Here is a 16,543-nt window from a genome sequence, read left to right as displayed (position 1 = left end):
AGTTATAGGTTACTAAATAATGCTAGATCATGTGCGTGGCGAACTCTTACCTGCACGCTATCAAAGCTATCAAACTGACCACCAGATACCATATAAGGTAGAATCTGTTCGAACTTCACTCGTGCAGCTGGCCGAGAATATGACTTAAGAAAGACGGCATTGGCAAGAATCTCGGGGCTGGAGCAGCCTTTTCTGACGGCTCCGCTTAATGTTATCAAAGTCGTTTTAACCAATGGCTCTTCACAAACAATGGCAGCTTTTGCTGTAATAATTCTAGCGGGAAGGCCAGCTAAAAATGCAAGATCAGCTGTCAGACGAACAGCAAAATGTCGTGCAGTTTCACAAGTCTTTATTCTATTCTCAGGTGTACCAATAGCGCGTTCAAGTTCACACAGTGGCTTGCCATCCATCCATGCTTTAAGTAATAATTTAATGACTGGCAAGGCCCTATTTGCTCTATCTACATCACTTTTGAGAGATCTATAACTTTCACCAAACAAACCTTCAATATCATTTGGTCGTATCAATTGGAGCAGCCATTCTGGGCGAGTATGAATCCAGTTAAATAGTGTTTCCATACATTGATAAGAATCACCTTCAAACCTTTCAGATTCCAAGAGGCTCGTTAAACTTGCGATAATTTCATAGGGCAGCCCTGTGGATGAAGCTAAACGCTCAAGCCAAGTTATCTCCTGCTTTGGTGCAAGAGCTGCTCGCCGTTCAATAGCTGAGTTTATACGACTCTCTATCCATTCATATCTATTTTCTTTCCGCATGCGGTAAGCAATAAAAGACCTGCTAATCATCAACTTTGCAGGGCCATCTGAAACATCATTGTCACCGACTGGTAGCCGAGCGAGGAAATAATCCTGATTGCCTTCATAAATACCATCATGAATATAATCAAGTAATGTAGATAGTGGGTCATCTATCTCTAAACACTGATCTGATTGTGAGAAGATACTCTGCAAAGTCATCCAGTGCTTGGTTATATTATTTTGTTTGTCATCGAAGCTAATTACCTTACTAGGAATAACTAAAACAAATCCTTGCCCTCCCTCACCTGCACGACCAGCTCGCCCAGCAGCATTAAGCAATTCATGAGCATCAAGTTGCTTCATTGAATCACCATCGACATCCCATCGACTATCACCAGCAATTAATACTATATCACTCGGAAGGTTCATACCTTGAGCAAGCGTGGACGTGGCGAAAAGGACTTTTATACCATCACGGCGTTTAAACAAAGACTCATGTAGAAATCGTTCAGGTTTAAGCAGTTGGGCATGATGACTTGATGCGCCACCAACAACACAACCGCTATCATCCAGTTTTAAATAGCAATATTGCGGGCCACCTAACTCTTCTTCTACAATTTTTCTAAATGCTTGTTCCTCCTTGGTCAGTACAACTCGAATTTTAGGTAGCAGCGTCTGAAAATTGCGAACAGAAGATTCTGCCATGACTGTGCTTTGCACGAAGATAAGTGTCTTCAAACCGACTCTGGCAGCCGCAGCAGCAATAGCCCCTGCCACCTGATTAGCATTTGGTGTTAGATACCACTTTTTAGGGGCCGTACGTACTCCAGTTCCTAGTGCTACAGGCTGATCAAGTAAGTCCATGAGTGCATAATCACTACGTGTTCTAGTCGCCCAAGTTTGCCTTAAGCAGAAAAATGCTTGCGGATATGCAACTAGCTGCGACTTAATCTTCGTTGGGACATTTTTCGTATTACAAGTTTTTTGTCCTTGCTGAAGTAACGTTTCGAGTTCAGTGATTCGATCTGAACTGTAGGCGACACAACCCCGAGCTTGGCGAGTAGGTTTCCACGCCAAATCGAGTGCAAGACAACGTCTGCCTGTCAGCTCAGCAATCCATCCAGCTATCTCTTCGGCATTTTTCATCATTGCCGATATAAGCAAAAGGTCTGCCTCAGGAGCCAACTGGGTTAAGTTCAGGATACACAGCATTGAGTCAATACTTCGTCGGCTTCTGTCTGAATCTCGTGGATGCAAAAGATGGCACTCATCAAACATTATTAGCCCAACATCTCTAAATGCATCAGGCTGTAATGATTGCAGCATTAAACATCGCTCTGGTGTTGTGACGATAACTTCAGGCAATTCAACTGCCGAGGAAAAAGCAATCTCATCATCCAGGTCACCTAATACATCGGTGCCCCTGAAAGTATTTTGAAGTACAGATGCAGTTTGATCGACCAGTGCTAACGTTGGTGCAAGTACAACTGCTTTATGACCTCGAAAGAGAGTCACCGCAATCTTCAACTCAGCAAGAGTGGATTTCCCACCTCCTGTAGGAAAGCTGACAGCAGCTGAAACACCGTATTCAAGATACCCCTCTTCAAGAGCCGCACGATGATTACGCCATAAATATGGACGTTCAAGTGCGGATCGATGAATGAAGCTCCACCATTGTTTTTCATCAACCCCTAAAGGTGCTTGCACACGACATATCGTTGCAGTAGCAAGATCGCCTGAAATTGCTAGTAGCAACTTAGCGATATGAAGAGGACCAGGAAAAATACTATAAGAATCTGGCCCATCTATATCAAACACCCCGTCGATGGGCTCCATACATAGACCGATTACTTCAATAAACACTGTCTGGGCTGAAGATACTTCAGCTTTATTATTAGATTTTGTTAGCAACTCTGAGGCTAGCAAGAAAACGCCGTGGTGCAAGTGTTTCAACAAAGCATCAACTGCTAACCCAAGCCCACTTTGATCGACTGGTTCACTATAAATTATATTTTCTTTTGAATTTATAATTTTTGAAAGTCTGCCCGTTGCGAGATCGCCTATAGCTTTAATTAGCTGCATTTCTGCCGATTGAATATCTATATCTTTAGCCAAATATTTAGCCATCTCGGCAGCATCACTTTGAGAATCAGCAATCAAAAAAAGTAAAGTGCAACAAATCTCTGGCGCGACACTATTGGCATTAATGAAAGGTATTCGTGGTTTATGATCTTCTCCTGCGATCTCCGCCATAAGACAAAGCTGGTGTGCTGTTCCAGCAACAAAGGCAGCTGCCGCACGATCGGCACGATTAGGTGAAGTAGCAACCAATAGCTCCTGTGCCGCAGCCAAGCGACGCATCTGGTTAAGAATTTTTACTAAATCTGCGGAACGTTCAGCCATATCAAGAGAAGCGGAATCTCGTAGTCGAATACGGGATGCAATAATCTCGGCAAATACATGAGTAAATGTTTGTGGAAGTGTCTCTAGGTCTAATGAGTTAAGTGGCGGTGCATCACTTATCAGCTTTGTCGTTACCGGATCAAACATTACTCCTCCAATTTTCAATCTGCTTTATTGCTTTATTTGCAAATTGATCCATCCACTGCCTCAACTCAGGGATGCACATTGTCTCAGCCTGCCGACGAGACAGTGCACCTGGTGCAACCACATCAAAGCCCTTGAAAAGAGCCATTCGTTTTTTATCATCCTCACGTTTAGCATCAACCGTGATCGCGACCCGATAGCTACGAGCCTCATCCCATGCAATGGTCTCAACAGCCGCATCAATATCCAACGTTCGAAACCGTAACTGATTTGCCTCCAAAAGAGCGCCAGTTTCTTGAATAAGTTCAGGCATCCTCTCACCATTTTCTAATGCTCGGATACCCGCCCATACGTCCTCTCGAATGGTCGATCTATCGTTATCTGTCGCCTTATCCTCGAAAATCACAACGCTAATAACTTTCTCATTATTCACATCTAATTTTAGCTGCATACCATCAAATCCCTTGTGCGCAAGGATATTGTGTGGAGCTCGAACAATTGCACCGACTTCATTCCTGTATGCTGCAATCCAAGAGATCGCTTGGAAGACCCATCCATCTCTATGATAAGGATCAACATTTTGCGAGACCGTCAGGAGATTTATTGCCCCACGAGCAGCATCAGCACGGGTTTGAGGAGCAGCTGGATCGAGATGAGATAGTATTTTTGCCACATGACGGGACTGCCCCAATGCCAGATACGCAACCTTACATGCTAGGTCATCTTCGTTAGAGATGATCCAACGAGAACCATGGCAAAGCTCATCATGTGTTACAGATCTCAGTGTCAGCGGCATCAATACTCCCCTCAACAGCCTACTAGACAGTAGGTTTCTTATGAAAACATTACCCAAGCTTGCCAGTTGCTAATATCCCTTTCAACAAAATTAGATAGTTTTTGCGACTTAAAATCAAAAAATGCATATCACATAGCTTCTAAATGTCTAAGTAAAACATTTCCTCTGGATAGAGGAAAAGATTCATCACAAAAATTGTTAAAAATATAATTGTGATATATATCCACACTATAGATAGCTTAAAAATAAGTTTCGCAAGGCAGATTTCCTAAGAAATTTTCGCATGAGAAAATTTCAGATTTTTCTCATGCGAAAATAAAGTCATAACAAAAACAGTATGTTATCGTTAACTATTCATTATCCCGCATAAAATCTACATCTACTTTCTTCGTTCTTTTAACTTTAAAATTTCCTGATGAAGATTAAAATTTTCAAATAATAGTGATATTTCTCGTTCAAGGCTCTCATCTAACATGCTTTTTAAAAAAACAACTCTTTCCCTATCTGCTTCATGCTTTACGTCACAGTCTTTCTCTATAAGAAGCCCTTGCTCAGCAAGCCTTATATCGTTTATTAGTTTCTCATGATTTGCTCTAGATTTTTTAATTGAGCCACGAGTTCGACCAGCCTCTAATGCGACCGTATCATTATTAATATTACTCTCTAGCGGCACTATTTTTGGCTTACCTTCAACCAACCGTTGCAAAGCCTCATAATAATCATTTATTGAACTCATTCCGCACCCCAGTTACATTTATCCTTAAATCCAAGCAAATAATTCAACTCTTTCGTCTCCTTCTTCCACTCAAAACTACCTTCATCAAGCATTTTAATTAAATTTGTTTGATCTGCTATTATTTTATCTAGTTTTTCCCTTTTAATAATAGCACTAGCGCAATCTAAACATTCCGTAAATGGGTTTGTTATTCGCTTGTCACACTCGCCAATTAATGTACATCCACCTAAGAAAGTTTCTCTATATGATAGCTCTCCCTTCTGAAACTTCTTAACAGTCTCGACCCTATCGTTAAATATAACAGTGTGCTCAGAGGATGACTGACGATTTACGATTAAACCATGCACACCTGCCAATTTTGAATTCTCATCAAAAATAACATTTAGGTAAGACTGTGCCTGTGAAAAATGTTGTGACTTTTGATATTCATTCGCAAAATGGTCTGATTTAGGGTTGATTATATTGACAGCTAACTCACTTCCTTTAGCATAATATAGAGTCATCTCTGTCGTTATATGCTTTAGTTGAAGTTTGAGCGATGGTAATGACACCAAACCTGAATGTGATGCATATAATGCCAATGACCTTCTTGCTTGATGACTAGTGAATGGCCATTTTTCACCAACTTTAATCTTTTCGTCATTATCCCAATTTCTAAATGGCTCGATTATCTTCAGCTCATCAATATCTGAGTTAATAACCTCAAGCGTTTTCTCTGAAACATACTTATTTATTTTAATACTAGTTATCGCACTAACCTCTTGTTTCATCCCAGGCGAAAATGGTAGTTGAGTTATGCTTGCAAATAAAACTCTATCTTCATCAGGAACTCTCATATGAGAAACTGAATATATAAGATCAGAGATTTTCCTTGCTAAATATATTGAAGTAACACCGTCGTTATTCGTCACCCATTTTGCTTTTAATTTTATTCCATGATTGAACTTTGTGGTAAACCCCTCTATTAGATAATGCACTTTCCCATTTAATATATGCTCTTTAATGCAACCGTAAGGAAGCGAGTCGACCTCACTAATACGCATCCCAGAAAAAATTTGTATAGCTACTGCAGCACATTTTTGTATAAATGAACATGCAAATGACAACCCTTGCCGGTCCTTCCTTAAATTATGACGATTGAAAAATGATACTAAACTATATTCTTCTAGTAATTCTAGGAAGCTAACTTTCCCCTTATTCCAATAAACAATTTCTCCTCTGGCTCTTTTTTTCTTGATCCCGCCCCTTCCAAGACCTAAGATTGGATCTTCAATACAACGGTGAGATAGCTCGATTATTTTGTCTATTGATGATGAAATGTCATCCAAATCATCCTTAACAAACTTGATAACATTTGAATATATTCTCGATGGTATAGGGGGGTGTTGACACAGACCGCTTATGTATTCATTTTTCTTTTTGTTGATGGATAAAAGAATTCCTTCTTTATCTGATCTCATAACATCAATATTAAACAACGAGTGACAATGCCGAATCAACATACCTAATTTTGACATACGACCTTGGTTGATCGAATTAGAAAAACCATCAATATATTTATTATTAGAAAAGAATTTTTTGTAGGTTAATTTTTTATCGACAAGGTAAAGGCCCAATACTCTAAGTAAGCTAAGATAGCTACTAAGAGTCCTAAATGAAAGGATTGGCCCTTTATTCATCCATATTAAAGAAAAGAATATCCACTTCATTTCCTTTTTTAGACATAAGGAAAAAAGTGTCTCCTTATTTGACTTCACGTAAAAATTAAATGCTGCGTTTTTACCATTATTATAGCTAGACCAGTTCCATACATCATCAAAATAATATGACAGTATCCCCCCGTCAGAGTCTCGACTAACTACAAATTCATCCTTTGGTTCCACTCCAATATAATACAAACCATCAGGTTTAGATTTTTCATCTTGTGCATTCACGTTACTATTATATAAAATTTCATGTTTCATTTACAGTAACCTATCTAACATCATTATTTTGTAGTCCCAATAACTACCATATGTTTGATTTGACTCTGAATCAGAGTCAATTACTTTAACCATCTGATAGAGATCATCACCTCTCCCAGAGATTTGATTGAGAATTTCAGACAGTCGCTCTAATATCGGCTTATGAACCCTATCTAGTTGTTCCAGAGATAACCCAAGATCACCAAGTCGATTTAAGTAAGCTCTAAATCCAAGTATTTTCAAAATGTCATCATGATCAGCATGAATGACATATTTATCACAGAACAAGCAGCTCTCAGGTTTAAAACAATCTGGTATTATTAAATTACTCTCATGCATAACTGAGCATCCACCTATAGAAGTAGCGCTTCCAACAACACGACCAGGCTCAACAATAGTCACTTTAGATAGTTGCTCTAAGAAAAATGACATCTCATTTATGCCTTTGGTGGATGAGCCGTTAACATATCTTTTTTTTACTGTATCCACAGTATTCTGTAGGGCCATCGCTGTTACGGCTACATCAGAGTTTTGAATATACCATTCACTCTTAAATGCTCTCCACATGCGCGATGTTATATTCGGAATGCTATCAAACACTCGAGACAGTTGCTTGTTGAATTGGTACAAACTTCCCCATTGAATTTTTACAGGTTGCCAACCTCTTATTTTTGAAAATGTAAAGAACAAATATTTAAATTCTTTGCCACCTAAAATAAAATTTCGCAGAGAAATAAAGCGCTTAAATATAGGAAGAAAACTCCCTTGTATTTCAAAATATACATTTTTATTTCCAGAACGTGCCTTTACCTGATAGAACCGATGACTAACTCTCTCTGTGCTATAACTAGCATCCCACTCAAGCATTATAAGCTGCTGTAAATTCATGCCCGTATTAGCCAGAAATAAATGAATAAACGAAAACACAGCAAAGTTGTATACCCCTAACCTAGATGTATGCATGGGGTCACTATTGGCAAGGTCGATTAGTTTCTTCGCATTTCTAATAGCTGCTTTTGCATTTCGTTCAGATGTATATAAGTGCTTAATTTCTTCTAAATCATATAACCCTCCGCTACTATGGTTATATACCCCCTGCCTATTTTTTGTTTCCAAGTTTTTCATCCACTGGACAGTGGGAAAAATCCAAACTCTTTCTTGTGTTGACTGCACATCTTGCATTGTAATCATGTAGGGGTATGGCATCGATTCAACAATGAATGTAGCTATACTATTAAATGAGCACTTACAAATTGAGAGCAGCTGTTTCACATCCCGCTCATCAGGGGGATCCGTCGGCGTATATCCACGAGTCATTGTGATTAAATGGAGATGTTCTTTAAGATCTATATCAAAAAGTCGACTCATATAAGTCAGCATTGCATGTTGTAAATTTATTGCGCTCTGACTTTTTAGCTCTCCACTTCTTAATTTATGCTTGAGTTCATTTATAAAAGCACCACATGCATTAACTGCGTCATCTTGACTAAGCAGCACATCGCTATGACCATTAAAGTCACACCAATCCATAAATCTAATAAATCCCTTAGTCATTCTAGATAAGGTTAAAGGCGTCACACTAGATATTATGAATTCATCTGAAACTATATTTATAATTTCTTTAATCGCATCTATTCTATGAGGTATTATGCTATCACTATCAACTTCTCTACTTTTCCGCCATGTAGCCATGCTTTTTCTACGCGAATAGCATAATGCCCCAATATCACAGCGCCCAACATCAGGAAAGATCAACACAACTTTTTCTGGCATTATTGGAGAGATATGCTTTTCAAGTGGTAAAGTAACATTGATAAACTCTCTCAACATATAATTTTCAATCATACAGCCCACCTATAAGCTGTTTAATGTAACTCTCATAGTCATCCTGATATTGCGTCAGGGTATTAATCTCACGACTATATTTTAGATACCCATCTGTAGTGCGATAGTTAGAATGTCCCATAGCAGTTTTAACAAACTCCCTAGCTTGATGTAGACTTATCACGCCCTTCTCAACCATTAGTAACTGAAGCTCAGTAATATTAAGGCCGAATGTGGCTCTCAAGTCATGAAATCGAAATGTGAAATCATCAATGTTCAGTTTAGCTCTCATAGTAGGAATTATCTTGTTTGCTAAAAACTGCCTAACAGACTGGCCATTACTTATATAAGTAGTCACATAACCATCAAGGAATTTTTCTCTTTCCTCATTTGGCATATAGTATGGTGAACCTTGAGATGTGAGGAAAACCAATCGAGATACGCTAGCAGGTTTAGCCTTATCTTGTCTCTTCCTTGCCCTTTGGCTATTAACATAGATTTTAACTTTCACATAAAGCCAGCTAGGAACTGAAATTACCGTTCGTTTATTATTTTTTGAGTCCACCCCAGTACCAAACCCAATCGAAATAAATTTATACTTATCACCAGAGGCTAGCTCATCTAGGAAAACTGAATAAGGCAGAGTTAAAATAGTTTGAATTCTCGCTCCAGTGAAAAGTGCCAGCATGAAAATCAATCGCATCTCGATGTTTTTACTTTCTAGTAACGTTTCAAGTAGGGCTTTTTGTTCTTTTTTAGTTAACGGTTTAAGAGCACCACCATCATAAATCGCGAACTGGTTATTGCTATTCTGATTCTTTACCTTTATAGATAAATCAGTTTTTACAATCCTAATTTTTTTCATCAACCCAAAGGTATCAGATACATTAATATAGATATCCTTCTCGTTCCATAAAGATGATGTCATATCAATTAACCCTGCTATTTTCATCCATCTATAGAAGCCAATAACGCTACTTATTCTTCTTTTCGCTGTGTTGAATGAGATCTTTTTATCATTACATAATGAAATTAGATGGTATTTATATTGATAGTATGGCCTCATCGATTTTCTTTCTGGTATATATGTAACTTCAAGCTTCTCATCATATAGAAATTTTTTATAAGCGCTTAAATCATATGCCAAGTTATGTAATGTCAGCATGTTAACACCGATCACTCCAACAGCTCGAACAAGTAGATATATAGTCCCCTCCTTCCAAACAGAGTTATCATTATTTAATAAGACAGGAAAGCGATTGAATTTCATCGAATGATAAGAACTCGGCCGTTCCGATTCTTTATAGTAGTATTCGTATTCTCTAACTTTTCTTTTTTTAGTCTCAACATCCTCATTCGAACTTATGTTAGATAATATCAATCTAGGCAAAATATATACGCCAATATTCTTTCCACTCTTCATATGCACCATGGAATATACCAATCAATTTCAATTTGGAACTGAAGTTATGTACATAAAGTATAGACATACACATATAGGGTTGCTTTAAAAACATACACATATGCCCGAATTCGAGCGCAAGGTACTCGACTCTCTGCGCGAACCGCTGGAGACGGGCCACATCACCATCAGCCGGGCCGCCCGTCAGGTGGATTTCCCCGCCCGATTCCAGCTGATCGGCGCCATGAACCCCAGCCCCTGCGGCCACTATGGTGACGGCCAGACCCGCTCCAGCCCTGATCAGATCCTGCGCTACCTCGGCAAACTCTCAGGCCCCTTTCTCGACAGATTCGACCTCACGGTGGAGGTGCCGCTGCTGCCCAAGGGGAGCCTCACCGGCAAGGCGGAACGAGGGGAGTCGAGCCAGCAGATCCGCGAGCGGGTATTGGCGGCGCGGGAGCGCATGCTGAGCCGCAATGGCAAGCTCAACAATCTGCTGGATAGTCGCGAGATAGAGGATATTTGCCGATTATCGCCGCAAGATGCCGAGTTTTTGGAGAACGCCATCCAGAAGCTGGGGCTCAGCATCCGGGCCTGGCACCGTATCCTGCGGGTGTCACGTACCATAGCGGATCTGGCCGGGCAGCCCGCCATCGGCAAGGAGCATCTGATCGAGGCGCTCGGCTACCGCGCCATGGATCGGCTGCTGTCGCGGCTGCGCAGCGGCTGAATAGGCCGAATTGCGTAAACTGAGTCCCTTGCTGCCGAGAGCGCTCTCCATGGTCTCGCGAGCGATCGGCTGATATTATGGCCACAGATCTGACCACTTGATGACCCTTTATCGACAGCAAGACGGACCCGAACTCATGCCCAACAAGCTGACAGAGCGACTGCGCGGCAGCCTCTCCACCCTGCTCTATTTTTTCAACACCCTCTTCTGGTGCATCCCCATCTTCTTGCTGGGTCTGCTCAAGCTGCCGCTACCGCTCAAGGGCTGGCGAACCCTCTGCAACGCCCTGCTCGATGGCTGTGCCAGCTGCTGGATCGGTTTCAACAATCTTATCCAGAAAACCATCATCAAAACCCCTTTCGAAGTGGTCGGAGTGGACAAAGGGAGCCGGAATGAGTGGTATCTGGTCATTGCCAACCATCAATCCTGGGTCGACATACTGGTACTGCAGCGGGTTTTTAATCAAAAAATCCCGTTTCTGAAGTTTTTTCTCAAGAAAGAGCTGATTTGGGTGCCTTTTCTCGGTCTGGCCTGGTGGGCGCTCGACTTCCCCTTCATGCGACGCTATTCCCGTAAATTTCTGGAAAAAAGGCCACATCTGAAGGGAAAAGACATAGAAACAACGCGCCGGGCCTGTGCCAAATTCCGCCACATTCCGGTGAGTGTGATGAACTTCGTGGAGGGCACCCGCTTCACCGCCCACAAACACGACAAACAGGCCGCCCCCTATCGCCACCTGCTGCACCCGAGAGCTGGGGGCATCGCCTTCACCCTGGCGGCCATGGGCGATCAACTGCACAAACTGGTGGATGTGACCATCGCCTATCCGGGCGGTATCCCCAGCTACTGGGACTTCATGTGCGGCCGGGTCGGGCAAATCAAGGTTCAGGTCCGCTATTTGCCGATCGACCGCAAGCTGGTGGGGGATTACTTCAATAACCCCGAGTTCCAACAAGAGTTTCAACAGTGGCTGAACGGGATCTGGCACGAGAAAGACCAGACCCTGAGCCAGCTGCTGGCAGACAAGACGCAGTAAACGACGCCCATGCTAACCCTGCTCCCCGGCCCCCTGGTGCTGCTCATCAGCACCAGCCTGACCATTTTGTTCACCGCCCTGTGCGCCAGCCTGATCCTGCTGGTGTCGCTGGCCAAGCTGCTGCTGCCCATTCCGGCCTTTGGCCGCGCCTGCAGCCGGCTCAACAACCGTTTCATGAGGCTGTGGCTCGGTTGCAACGCCCTGGTGATCCGCCTCACCACCCGCATTGACTGGCAGGTTGAAGATGACACTCAACTACGCAAGGATGGCTGGTATCTCATCGTCAGCAATCACATGAGCTGGACCGACATAGTGGTGCTGGGCCATCTGTTCCGGGACAGGTTGCCGGTGCCCAAATTCTTCATGAAGCACGAGCTCATCTACATACCGCTGCTGGGACTCGCCTGCTGGGGGCTGGACATGCCTTTCATGCGCCGCTATTCACGGGCATTTTTGCTGCGCAACCCGCATCTGCGCGGCAAGGACATAGAGAGCACCCGCAGCGCCTGCGAGAAGTTTCGCCACATCCCCACCACCGTCATCAACTTCGTGGAGGGCACCCGCTTCACCGAGCCCAAGCGGGACGCGGCGCGCTCCCGCTACCGTCACCTGATGCCGCCCAAGGCAGCCGGGCTCGCCTTCACTCTGGCGGCCATGGGGGAGCAGTTCGACAGCCTGATCAACGTCACCATCCGCTATCCGGACAACGCCGAGACCCCGTTCAAGGACTTCCTGATGGGACGGGTCAAACGCATTCAGGTGCGCATCGAGGAGCTACCGGTGGATGAGGCGCTGGTCGGCGACTACTTCAATGACAAGCAATTCAAACGGGGCTTTCAGGAGTGGCTGAACCAGCGCTGGCAGGAGAAAGACCAGCTGCTGGAAAGCTGGCAACGGGATCAGGAACCGCTGCCTGTTGCCGCCAAAGCGGGATCCAAAGAGAGTGCAGAGGCCAGCTCGGCCAACTGATCTTCCGAGAAAACGGCGATGCCGTGCCGACGCAGCAGGGCCGTGGTCTTGCCCTCACCCACCACAGAAACGCCTTCGAAGCGGCCGTTGTAGATACGGCCACTACCGCAAGAAGGGCTCCCCTCCTTGAGCAGGGCGAAACGAATGCCCTGCGCCTGACAGATCGCCAGCGCCAGCTCGGCGCCGCGATCAAACTCGGCAGTCACATCCAGCCCGCTCGCGGTCACCACCCGCTCACCCTGTCGCTCGGCAGGGGGACGCGGGGTCGGCAAACCGCCCGCCACTTCGGGGCAGAAGGCCAGCACTCGCCCTTCGGCCCCCAGCGCACTCAACCAATCGCTGACAATTCCCTTGCTATGGCCGTCGTAACGCACTGGCTGACCCAGCAAACAAGCACTCACCAGCACACGGACGGGATCCGCACTCATGCTTCCGCTCCATGCATCACCTGATCGAACATCACGCAGCAGGGACTCTCCAGCCGGTAGAGAATGGCGGGACGCTGCTTGCCGGTACGCTTGCGGCCGGTATCCACCAGAATGTCGGCGCGATGGATCCGCTTGCGAAACGCTGCCGTATTCATGGGAGTTTGCAGGATAATTTCGAAGGCGCGCTGCACCTCTGAGAGGGTGAACTCGGGCCCCAGCAGTTGCAGCGGCAAGGTGCTGTAGCGGCTCTTGATCCGCAGCCGCTCCAGCCCCTTGGCAATCAGTTGGGTGTGATCGAAGGCGAGGCTGAGCCCCGGCAGGTTGGAGAGCGGATGCCAGCAGCCGTGAATGGCCTCGATCCCGGGATCGACCAGACAGAGATAGACCAGGGTCGTGGACCAGCCACGGGGATCCCGCTCAAGATTGCCGAGGGTGCAGACCTGCTCGCTGTAGCAGTGGCCCAGCCCCCACTCCGCCAGCAGGCGGCGCTGGGTGGCATCGAGATCCCGATCCAGTGCCTCGTCGATGCGCAAGCCGGGTAGCTGCCAGCAGTGGGCAAAGGGGGGGCGATCACGGGTCTCGAGCAGCAGCTCGATCCGCTCGTCATGCAAGCGCAGCACCACCATATCCAGACTCATTCTCAACATGCCGATCGCCCTGCTCGCCTTCGATTAATGTTTGGTAGATAATATCACACGAATAGTATGTGCAGGAGCCACTCAATGGGAACCGTCGCCAGCCTGGATATTGATGCGCAGAAGGGATTTACCCCCCTCTGCCCGAACGAACTGCCCGTCGCGGGCGGTGATGATATTGTGGCTGCGCTCAACGCTCAGGCCACCCTCGCCACGCTGCGGATCGGCAGCAAGGACGCTCACCCCGCCAATGCCGACTGGGCCGTCTCCGATCCTGCCGGCATGCTGCTGCCGCTGAATCTGCCCAACGCCGACCTCACCTGGCCGGTGCACTGCGTACCGGGCACCCGGGGGTTCGAACTGCTCGATGGTCTGCCCGCCCCCATCGATTACGACTTCTTCGTCTGGAAGGGGATCGAGCCGGATCTGCATCCCTACGGCACCTGCTTCCACGATCTGGCCGAACAACGCAGCACCGGGCTCATCGAGTTTCTGCAAGCCCGCAAGGTCAGCACGGTGCTGGTCGGCGGCCTTGCCACCGACTACTGCGTCAAGACCAGCGTGCTGCAGCTGCGCCACGCCGGTTTCCGGGTGATCGTCCATCTCGATGCCTGCCGTGGCATCGCCCCCGAGACGGTTGCCAGCGCCCACACCCAGATGATCGAGGCTGGCGCCGAACTGGCCCAGACCCTGATCGATGTACAACGCCTGCTGGACGCCTGATATGCCACCGATTCTCACCAGCCTGCTCGACACCGACGCCTACAAGCTGCATATGCAGCAGGCGGTGTTCCATCGCTATCCGGATGCCGAGGTGGTGGCCGAATTCCACAGCCGCAACGAAGAGGATCTGCTGCCCATGATGGGCCAGATCGAGGAGCAGCTTCGCCTCGCCGGCTCCTTGCGGCTGACCAGACCCGAACTCAATTTTCTGGCCGAGCGCCCCTTCTTCACCCCTGACTACCTCGACCACCTCCGTCGCAAGCCGCTCGATGCTTCCCTGTTGAAAGTGTTCGAGCAGGATGGCCGCATCAATGTGCGGGTCGAAGGGCCCTGGCAGGATGTGATCCTGTGGGAGATCCCGGTGCTCGCCATCATCAGCGAGATGCGCAACCGCTTCCGCTACCCCCAGTTTGGCGTCTGCCAGGCGCTGGAGCGGCTCGATCAGAAGATCGACAAGCTGGAACATACACTCAGCGCCGAGGAGATGAGTGAGTTCAACCTCATTGATTTTGGCACCCGCCGCCGCTTCTCCCACGCGGTGCAGGATGCCGTGGTGGGCCGCCTCAAGGAGCGCCTGCCAGCGTTTCGCGGCACCAGCAACTACCTGCTGGCCCAGAAGTACCACTTGTCGGCAGTGGGCACCCAGGCCCACGAGTGGTTCCAGGCCCATCAGCAGCTCGGCTTCCCGCTGGAGCACAGCCAGCGCGCCGCCCTCACCAGCTGGCTGGACGAGTTCACCAACCACCTCGGTATCGCCCTGACCGACTGCATCACCATGGATGCCTTCTTGCGTGACTTCGATTTCGAGCTGGCCAGCCGTTATCAGGGGCTGCGCCATGACTCGGGCGATCCCGTGGTGTGGGGCGAGAAGGCCATCAGCCACTACCAGCGGCTCGGCATCAACCCCACCGACAAGACGCTGGTCTTCTCCGATGGGCTCAACCTCGACAAGGCCGTCGAGTTGTTCCGTCACTTCCGGGGCCGTATCAACACCAGCTTCGGCATCGGCACCAAGCTCACCTGCGATCTGCCCGGCGTCAGTCCCATGAACATCGTGTTCAAACTGATGGAGTGCAACGGCGGCCCGGTGGCCAAGATCTCCGACAGCCCGGGCAAGACCCTGTGCCGGGATGCGGACTTCATACGCAACCTCAAGCAGGCCTTTCACGTCGGGGTCTGATCTTCCAGAGCACCAGAAAACAAAAAGCCCGCCGATTTTCACCGGCGGGCTTTTTTCATGATGTCAGGCAACCATCAGTCTTTCTTGGCCAACAGGAATTTCACCAGCTGGTTGAACTGCTCCTGGGAAGTAATGGATTCGATCTTCACCATGTACTTGCCATTGACCAAGAAGGCCGGCACACCGCGAATGTTGTAGCTCTCGGTGTTGCGATCGAACTGGGAGACCATGCCGGAGACGGCGAAGCTGTCGACGGCACCGTCGAACTCTTCCGCTGGCACACCATTGTCCACAAAGATCTGCTTCACGTCATCGCGACTCATCGGCGGCTGACGCTGGGTGTGGATCTTGGTGAAGATGGCCGGAGTCAGCTTGGCTTCGGCATTGAGCAGGCTGGCGACGGCGTAGGCACGCTGCATCTCCGGCCCCATCTCGCGGCCGAGGAAGGCAACCGGGTTCTTCTTGAGGGGCACACCCTCTGGCAACCCAGCCTTCAACTGTTCAACGATCGGTTCGAAGGTGGCGCAGTGCGGGCAGTAGTAGGAGAAGAACTCCATCACTTCCGGCTGGGCAGTGCCAGTCTGTTTGACCACATCGTAGTTGACGCCTTCCTTGAACTCGGGGGCGGCGTGAACCATGGGGATCATCAGCATGGCAGCAAGGAAAAATAAAACTTTTTTCATGATGTTTCCTGTTAAGGGATCACTGTGAGGCACGCCCGGCGAACCGAAGCAGTGCCAAGCCTATTGTGTCGCCATCCCGCCGTCAATGGTCAGAGCAGGAGTTCGAGTCCCTTCTGTCGCTCAATATCCCCT

The 16,543-nt window shown here is 47.1% G+C and carries 13 protein-coding genes and 1 pseudogene; 5 read left to right on the top strand and 9 right to left on the bottom strand.

Features of this window, described 5'->3' with window-relative positions; all coding sequences use genetic code 11:
* Nucleotides 1–2: 2 nt before the first annotated feature.
* The 6 genes from BN1129_RS22415 to BN1129_RS08830 form a co-directional block, all read right to left on the bottom strand.
* Nucleotides 3–3,308 (bottom strand): DEAD/DEAH box helicase, encoded by a 3,306-nt coding sequence (locus tag BN1129_RS22415; protein WP_084204612.1) that lies wholly within the window; start codon nucleotides 3,306–3,308, stop codon nucleotides 3–5.
* Nucleotides 3,301–4,101, bottom strand: a complete 801-nt coding sequence (locus BN1129_RS08840; protein WP_042035885.1) for a hypothetical protein — start codon at nucleotides 4,099–4,101, stop codon at nucleotides 3,301–3,303. Before BN1129_RS08840 ends, BN1129_RS22415 begins: the two co-directional genes overlap by 8 nt.
* Nucleotides 4,102–4,480: 379 nt before the next feature.
* Nucleotides 4,481–4,837, bottom strand: a complete 357-nt coding sequence (locus tag BN1129_RS22410) for a hypothetical protein (protein ID WP_084204611.1) — start codon at nucleotides 4,835–4,837, stop codon at nucleotides 4,481–4,483.
* Entirely contained in the window at nucleotides 4,834–6,801 is a 1,968-nt protein-coding gene (locus BN1129_RS23250; RefSeq protein ID WP_157013311.1) for a site-specific integrase, read from the bottom strand. The genes BN1129_RS22410 and BN1129_RS23250 overlap by 4 nt, the downstream gene beginning before the upstream one ends.
* The gene (locus tag BN1129_RS23245) at nucleotides 6,802–8,646 is read right to left on the bottom strand and encodes a hypothetical protein (protein WP_157013310.1); all 1,845 of its coding nucleotides are present in this window, start codon (nucleotides 8,644–8,646) and stop codon (nucleotides 6,802–6,804) included.
* Nucleotides 8,639–10,048 (bottom strand): tyrosine-type recombinase/integrase, encoded by a 1,410-nt coding sequence (locus tag BN1129_RS08830; RefSeq protein ID WP_167335269.1) that lies wholly within the window; start codon nucleotides 10,046–10,048, stop codon nucleotides 8,639–8,641. Before BN1129_RS08830 ends, BN1129_RS23245 begins: the two co-directional genes overlap by 8 nt.
* A 100-nt stretch (nucleotides 10,049–10,148) precedes the next feature.
* On the opposite strand from BN1129_RS08830, the pseudogene BN1129_RS08825 reads away from it, so the two are divergent.
* From BN1129_RS08825 to BN1129_RS08815, 3 genes and pseudogenes are all read left to right on the top strand, one after another.
* A pseudogene (locus tag BN1129_RS08825) lies at nucleotides 10,149–10,757 on the top strand (magnesium chelatase subunit ChlI family protein); the annotation flags it as partial.
* Between the two features lie 136 nt (nucleotides 10,758–10,893).
* The gene (locus tag BN1129_RS08820; protein ID WP_042035883.1) at nucleotides 10,894–11,793 is read left to right on the top strand and encodes an acyltransferase; all 900 of its coding nucleotides are present in this window, start codon (nucleotides 10,894–10,896) and stop codon (nucleotides 11,791–11,793) included.
* A gap of 9 nt (nucleotides 11,794–11,802) precedes the next feature.
* Nucleotides 11,803–12,762, top strand: coding sequence for an acyltransferase (locus BN1129_RS08815; protein ID WP_042035882.1), 960 nt, complete (start codon nucleotides 11,803–11,805; stop codon nucleotides 12,760–12,762).
* On the opposite strand, the gene BN1129_RS08810 is transcribed toward BN1129_RS08815, so the two are convergent.
* Both BN1129_RS08810 and BN1129_RS08805 read right to left on the bottom strand, forming a co-directional pair.
* Nucleotides 12,693–13,190, bottom strand: a complete 498-nt coding sequence (locus BN1129_RS08810) for a 2-thiouracil desulfurase family protein (RefSeq protein WP_042035881.1) — start codon at nucleotides 13,188–13,190, stop codon at nucleotides 12,693–12,695. The two genes, BN1129_RS08815 and BN1129_RS08810, sit on opposite strands and share 70 nt — an antisense overlap.
* On the bottom strand, nucleotides 13,187–13,837 hold the full coding sequence (locus tag BN1129_RS08805) for an NUDIX hydrolase (protein WP_042035880.1): 651 nt from the start codon (nucleotides 13,835–13,837) through the stop codon (nucleotides 13,187–13,189). Before BN1129_RS08805 ends, BN1129_RS08810 begins: the two co-directional genes overlap by 4 nt.
* A gap of 75 nt (nucleotides 13,838–13,912) precedes the next feature.
* On the opposite strand from BN1129_RS08805, the gene BN1129_RS08800 reads away from it, so the two are divergent.
* Both BN1129_RS08800 and pncB read left to right on the top strand, forming a co-directional pair.
* On the top strand, nucleotides 13,913–14,548 hold the full coding sequence (locus tag BN1129_RS08800; RefSeq protein ID WP_042035879.1) for a nicotinamidase: 636 nt from the start codon (nucleotides 13,913–13,915) through the stop codon (nucleotides 14,546–14,548).
* A 1-nt stretch (nucleotide 14,549) separates the two neighbouring features.
* The gene (gene pncB, locus BN1129_RS08795) at nucleotides 14,550–15,728 is read left to right on the top strand and encodes a nicotinate phosphoribosyltransferase (protein WP_042035878.1); all 1,179 of its coding nucleotides are present in this window, start codon (nucleotides 14,550–14,552) and stop codon (nucleotides 15,726–15,728) included.
* A 74-nt stretch (nucleotides 15,729–15,802) separates the two neighbouring features.
* Here pncB and BN1129_RS08790 read toward each other — a convergent pair whose 3' ends face one another.
* Nucleotides 15,803–16,411 carry a thiol:disulfide interchange protein DsbA/DsbL gene (locus BN1129_RS08790; RefSeq protein ID WP_042035877.1) on the bottom strand — a complete coding sequence of 203 codons (609 nt, stop codon included), beginning with the start codon at nucleotides 16,409–16,411 and terminating at the stop codon, nucleotides 15,803–15,805.
* Nucleotides 16,412–16,543 lie beyond the last annotated feature (132 nt).

This window comes from Aeromonas popoffii (genome assembly GCF_000820025.1).
GTDB classification, from domain to species: domain Bacteria; phylum Pseudomonadota; class Gammaproteobacteria; order Enterobacterales; family Aeromonadaceae; genus Aeromonas; species Aeromonas popoffii.
Note: the sequence above shows the minus strand (reverse complement) of the source record. Positions and strands in the feature narration are given on the sequence as shown.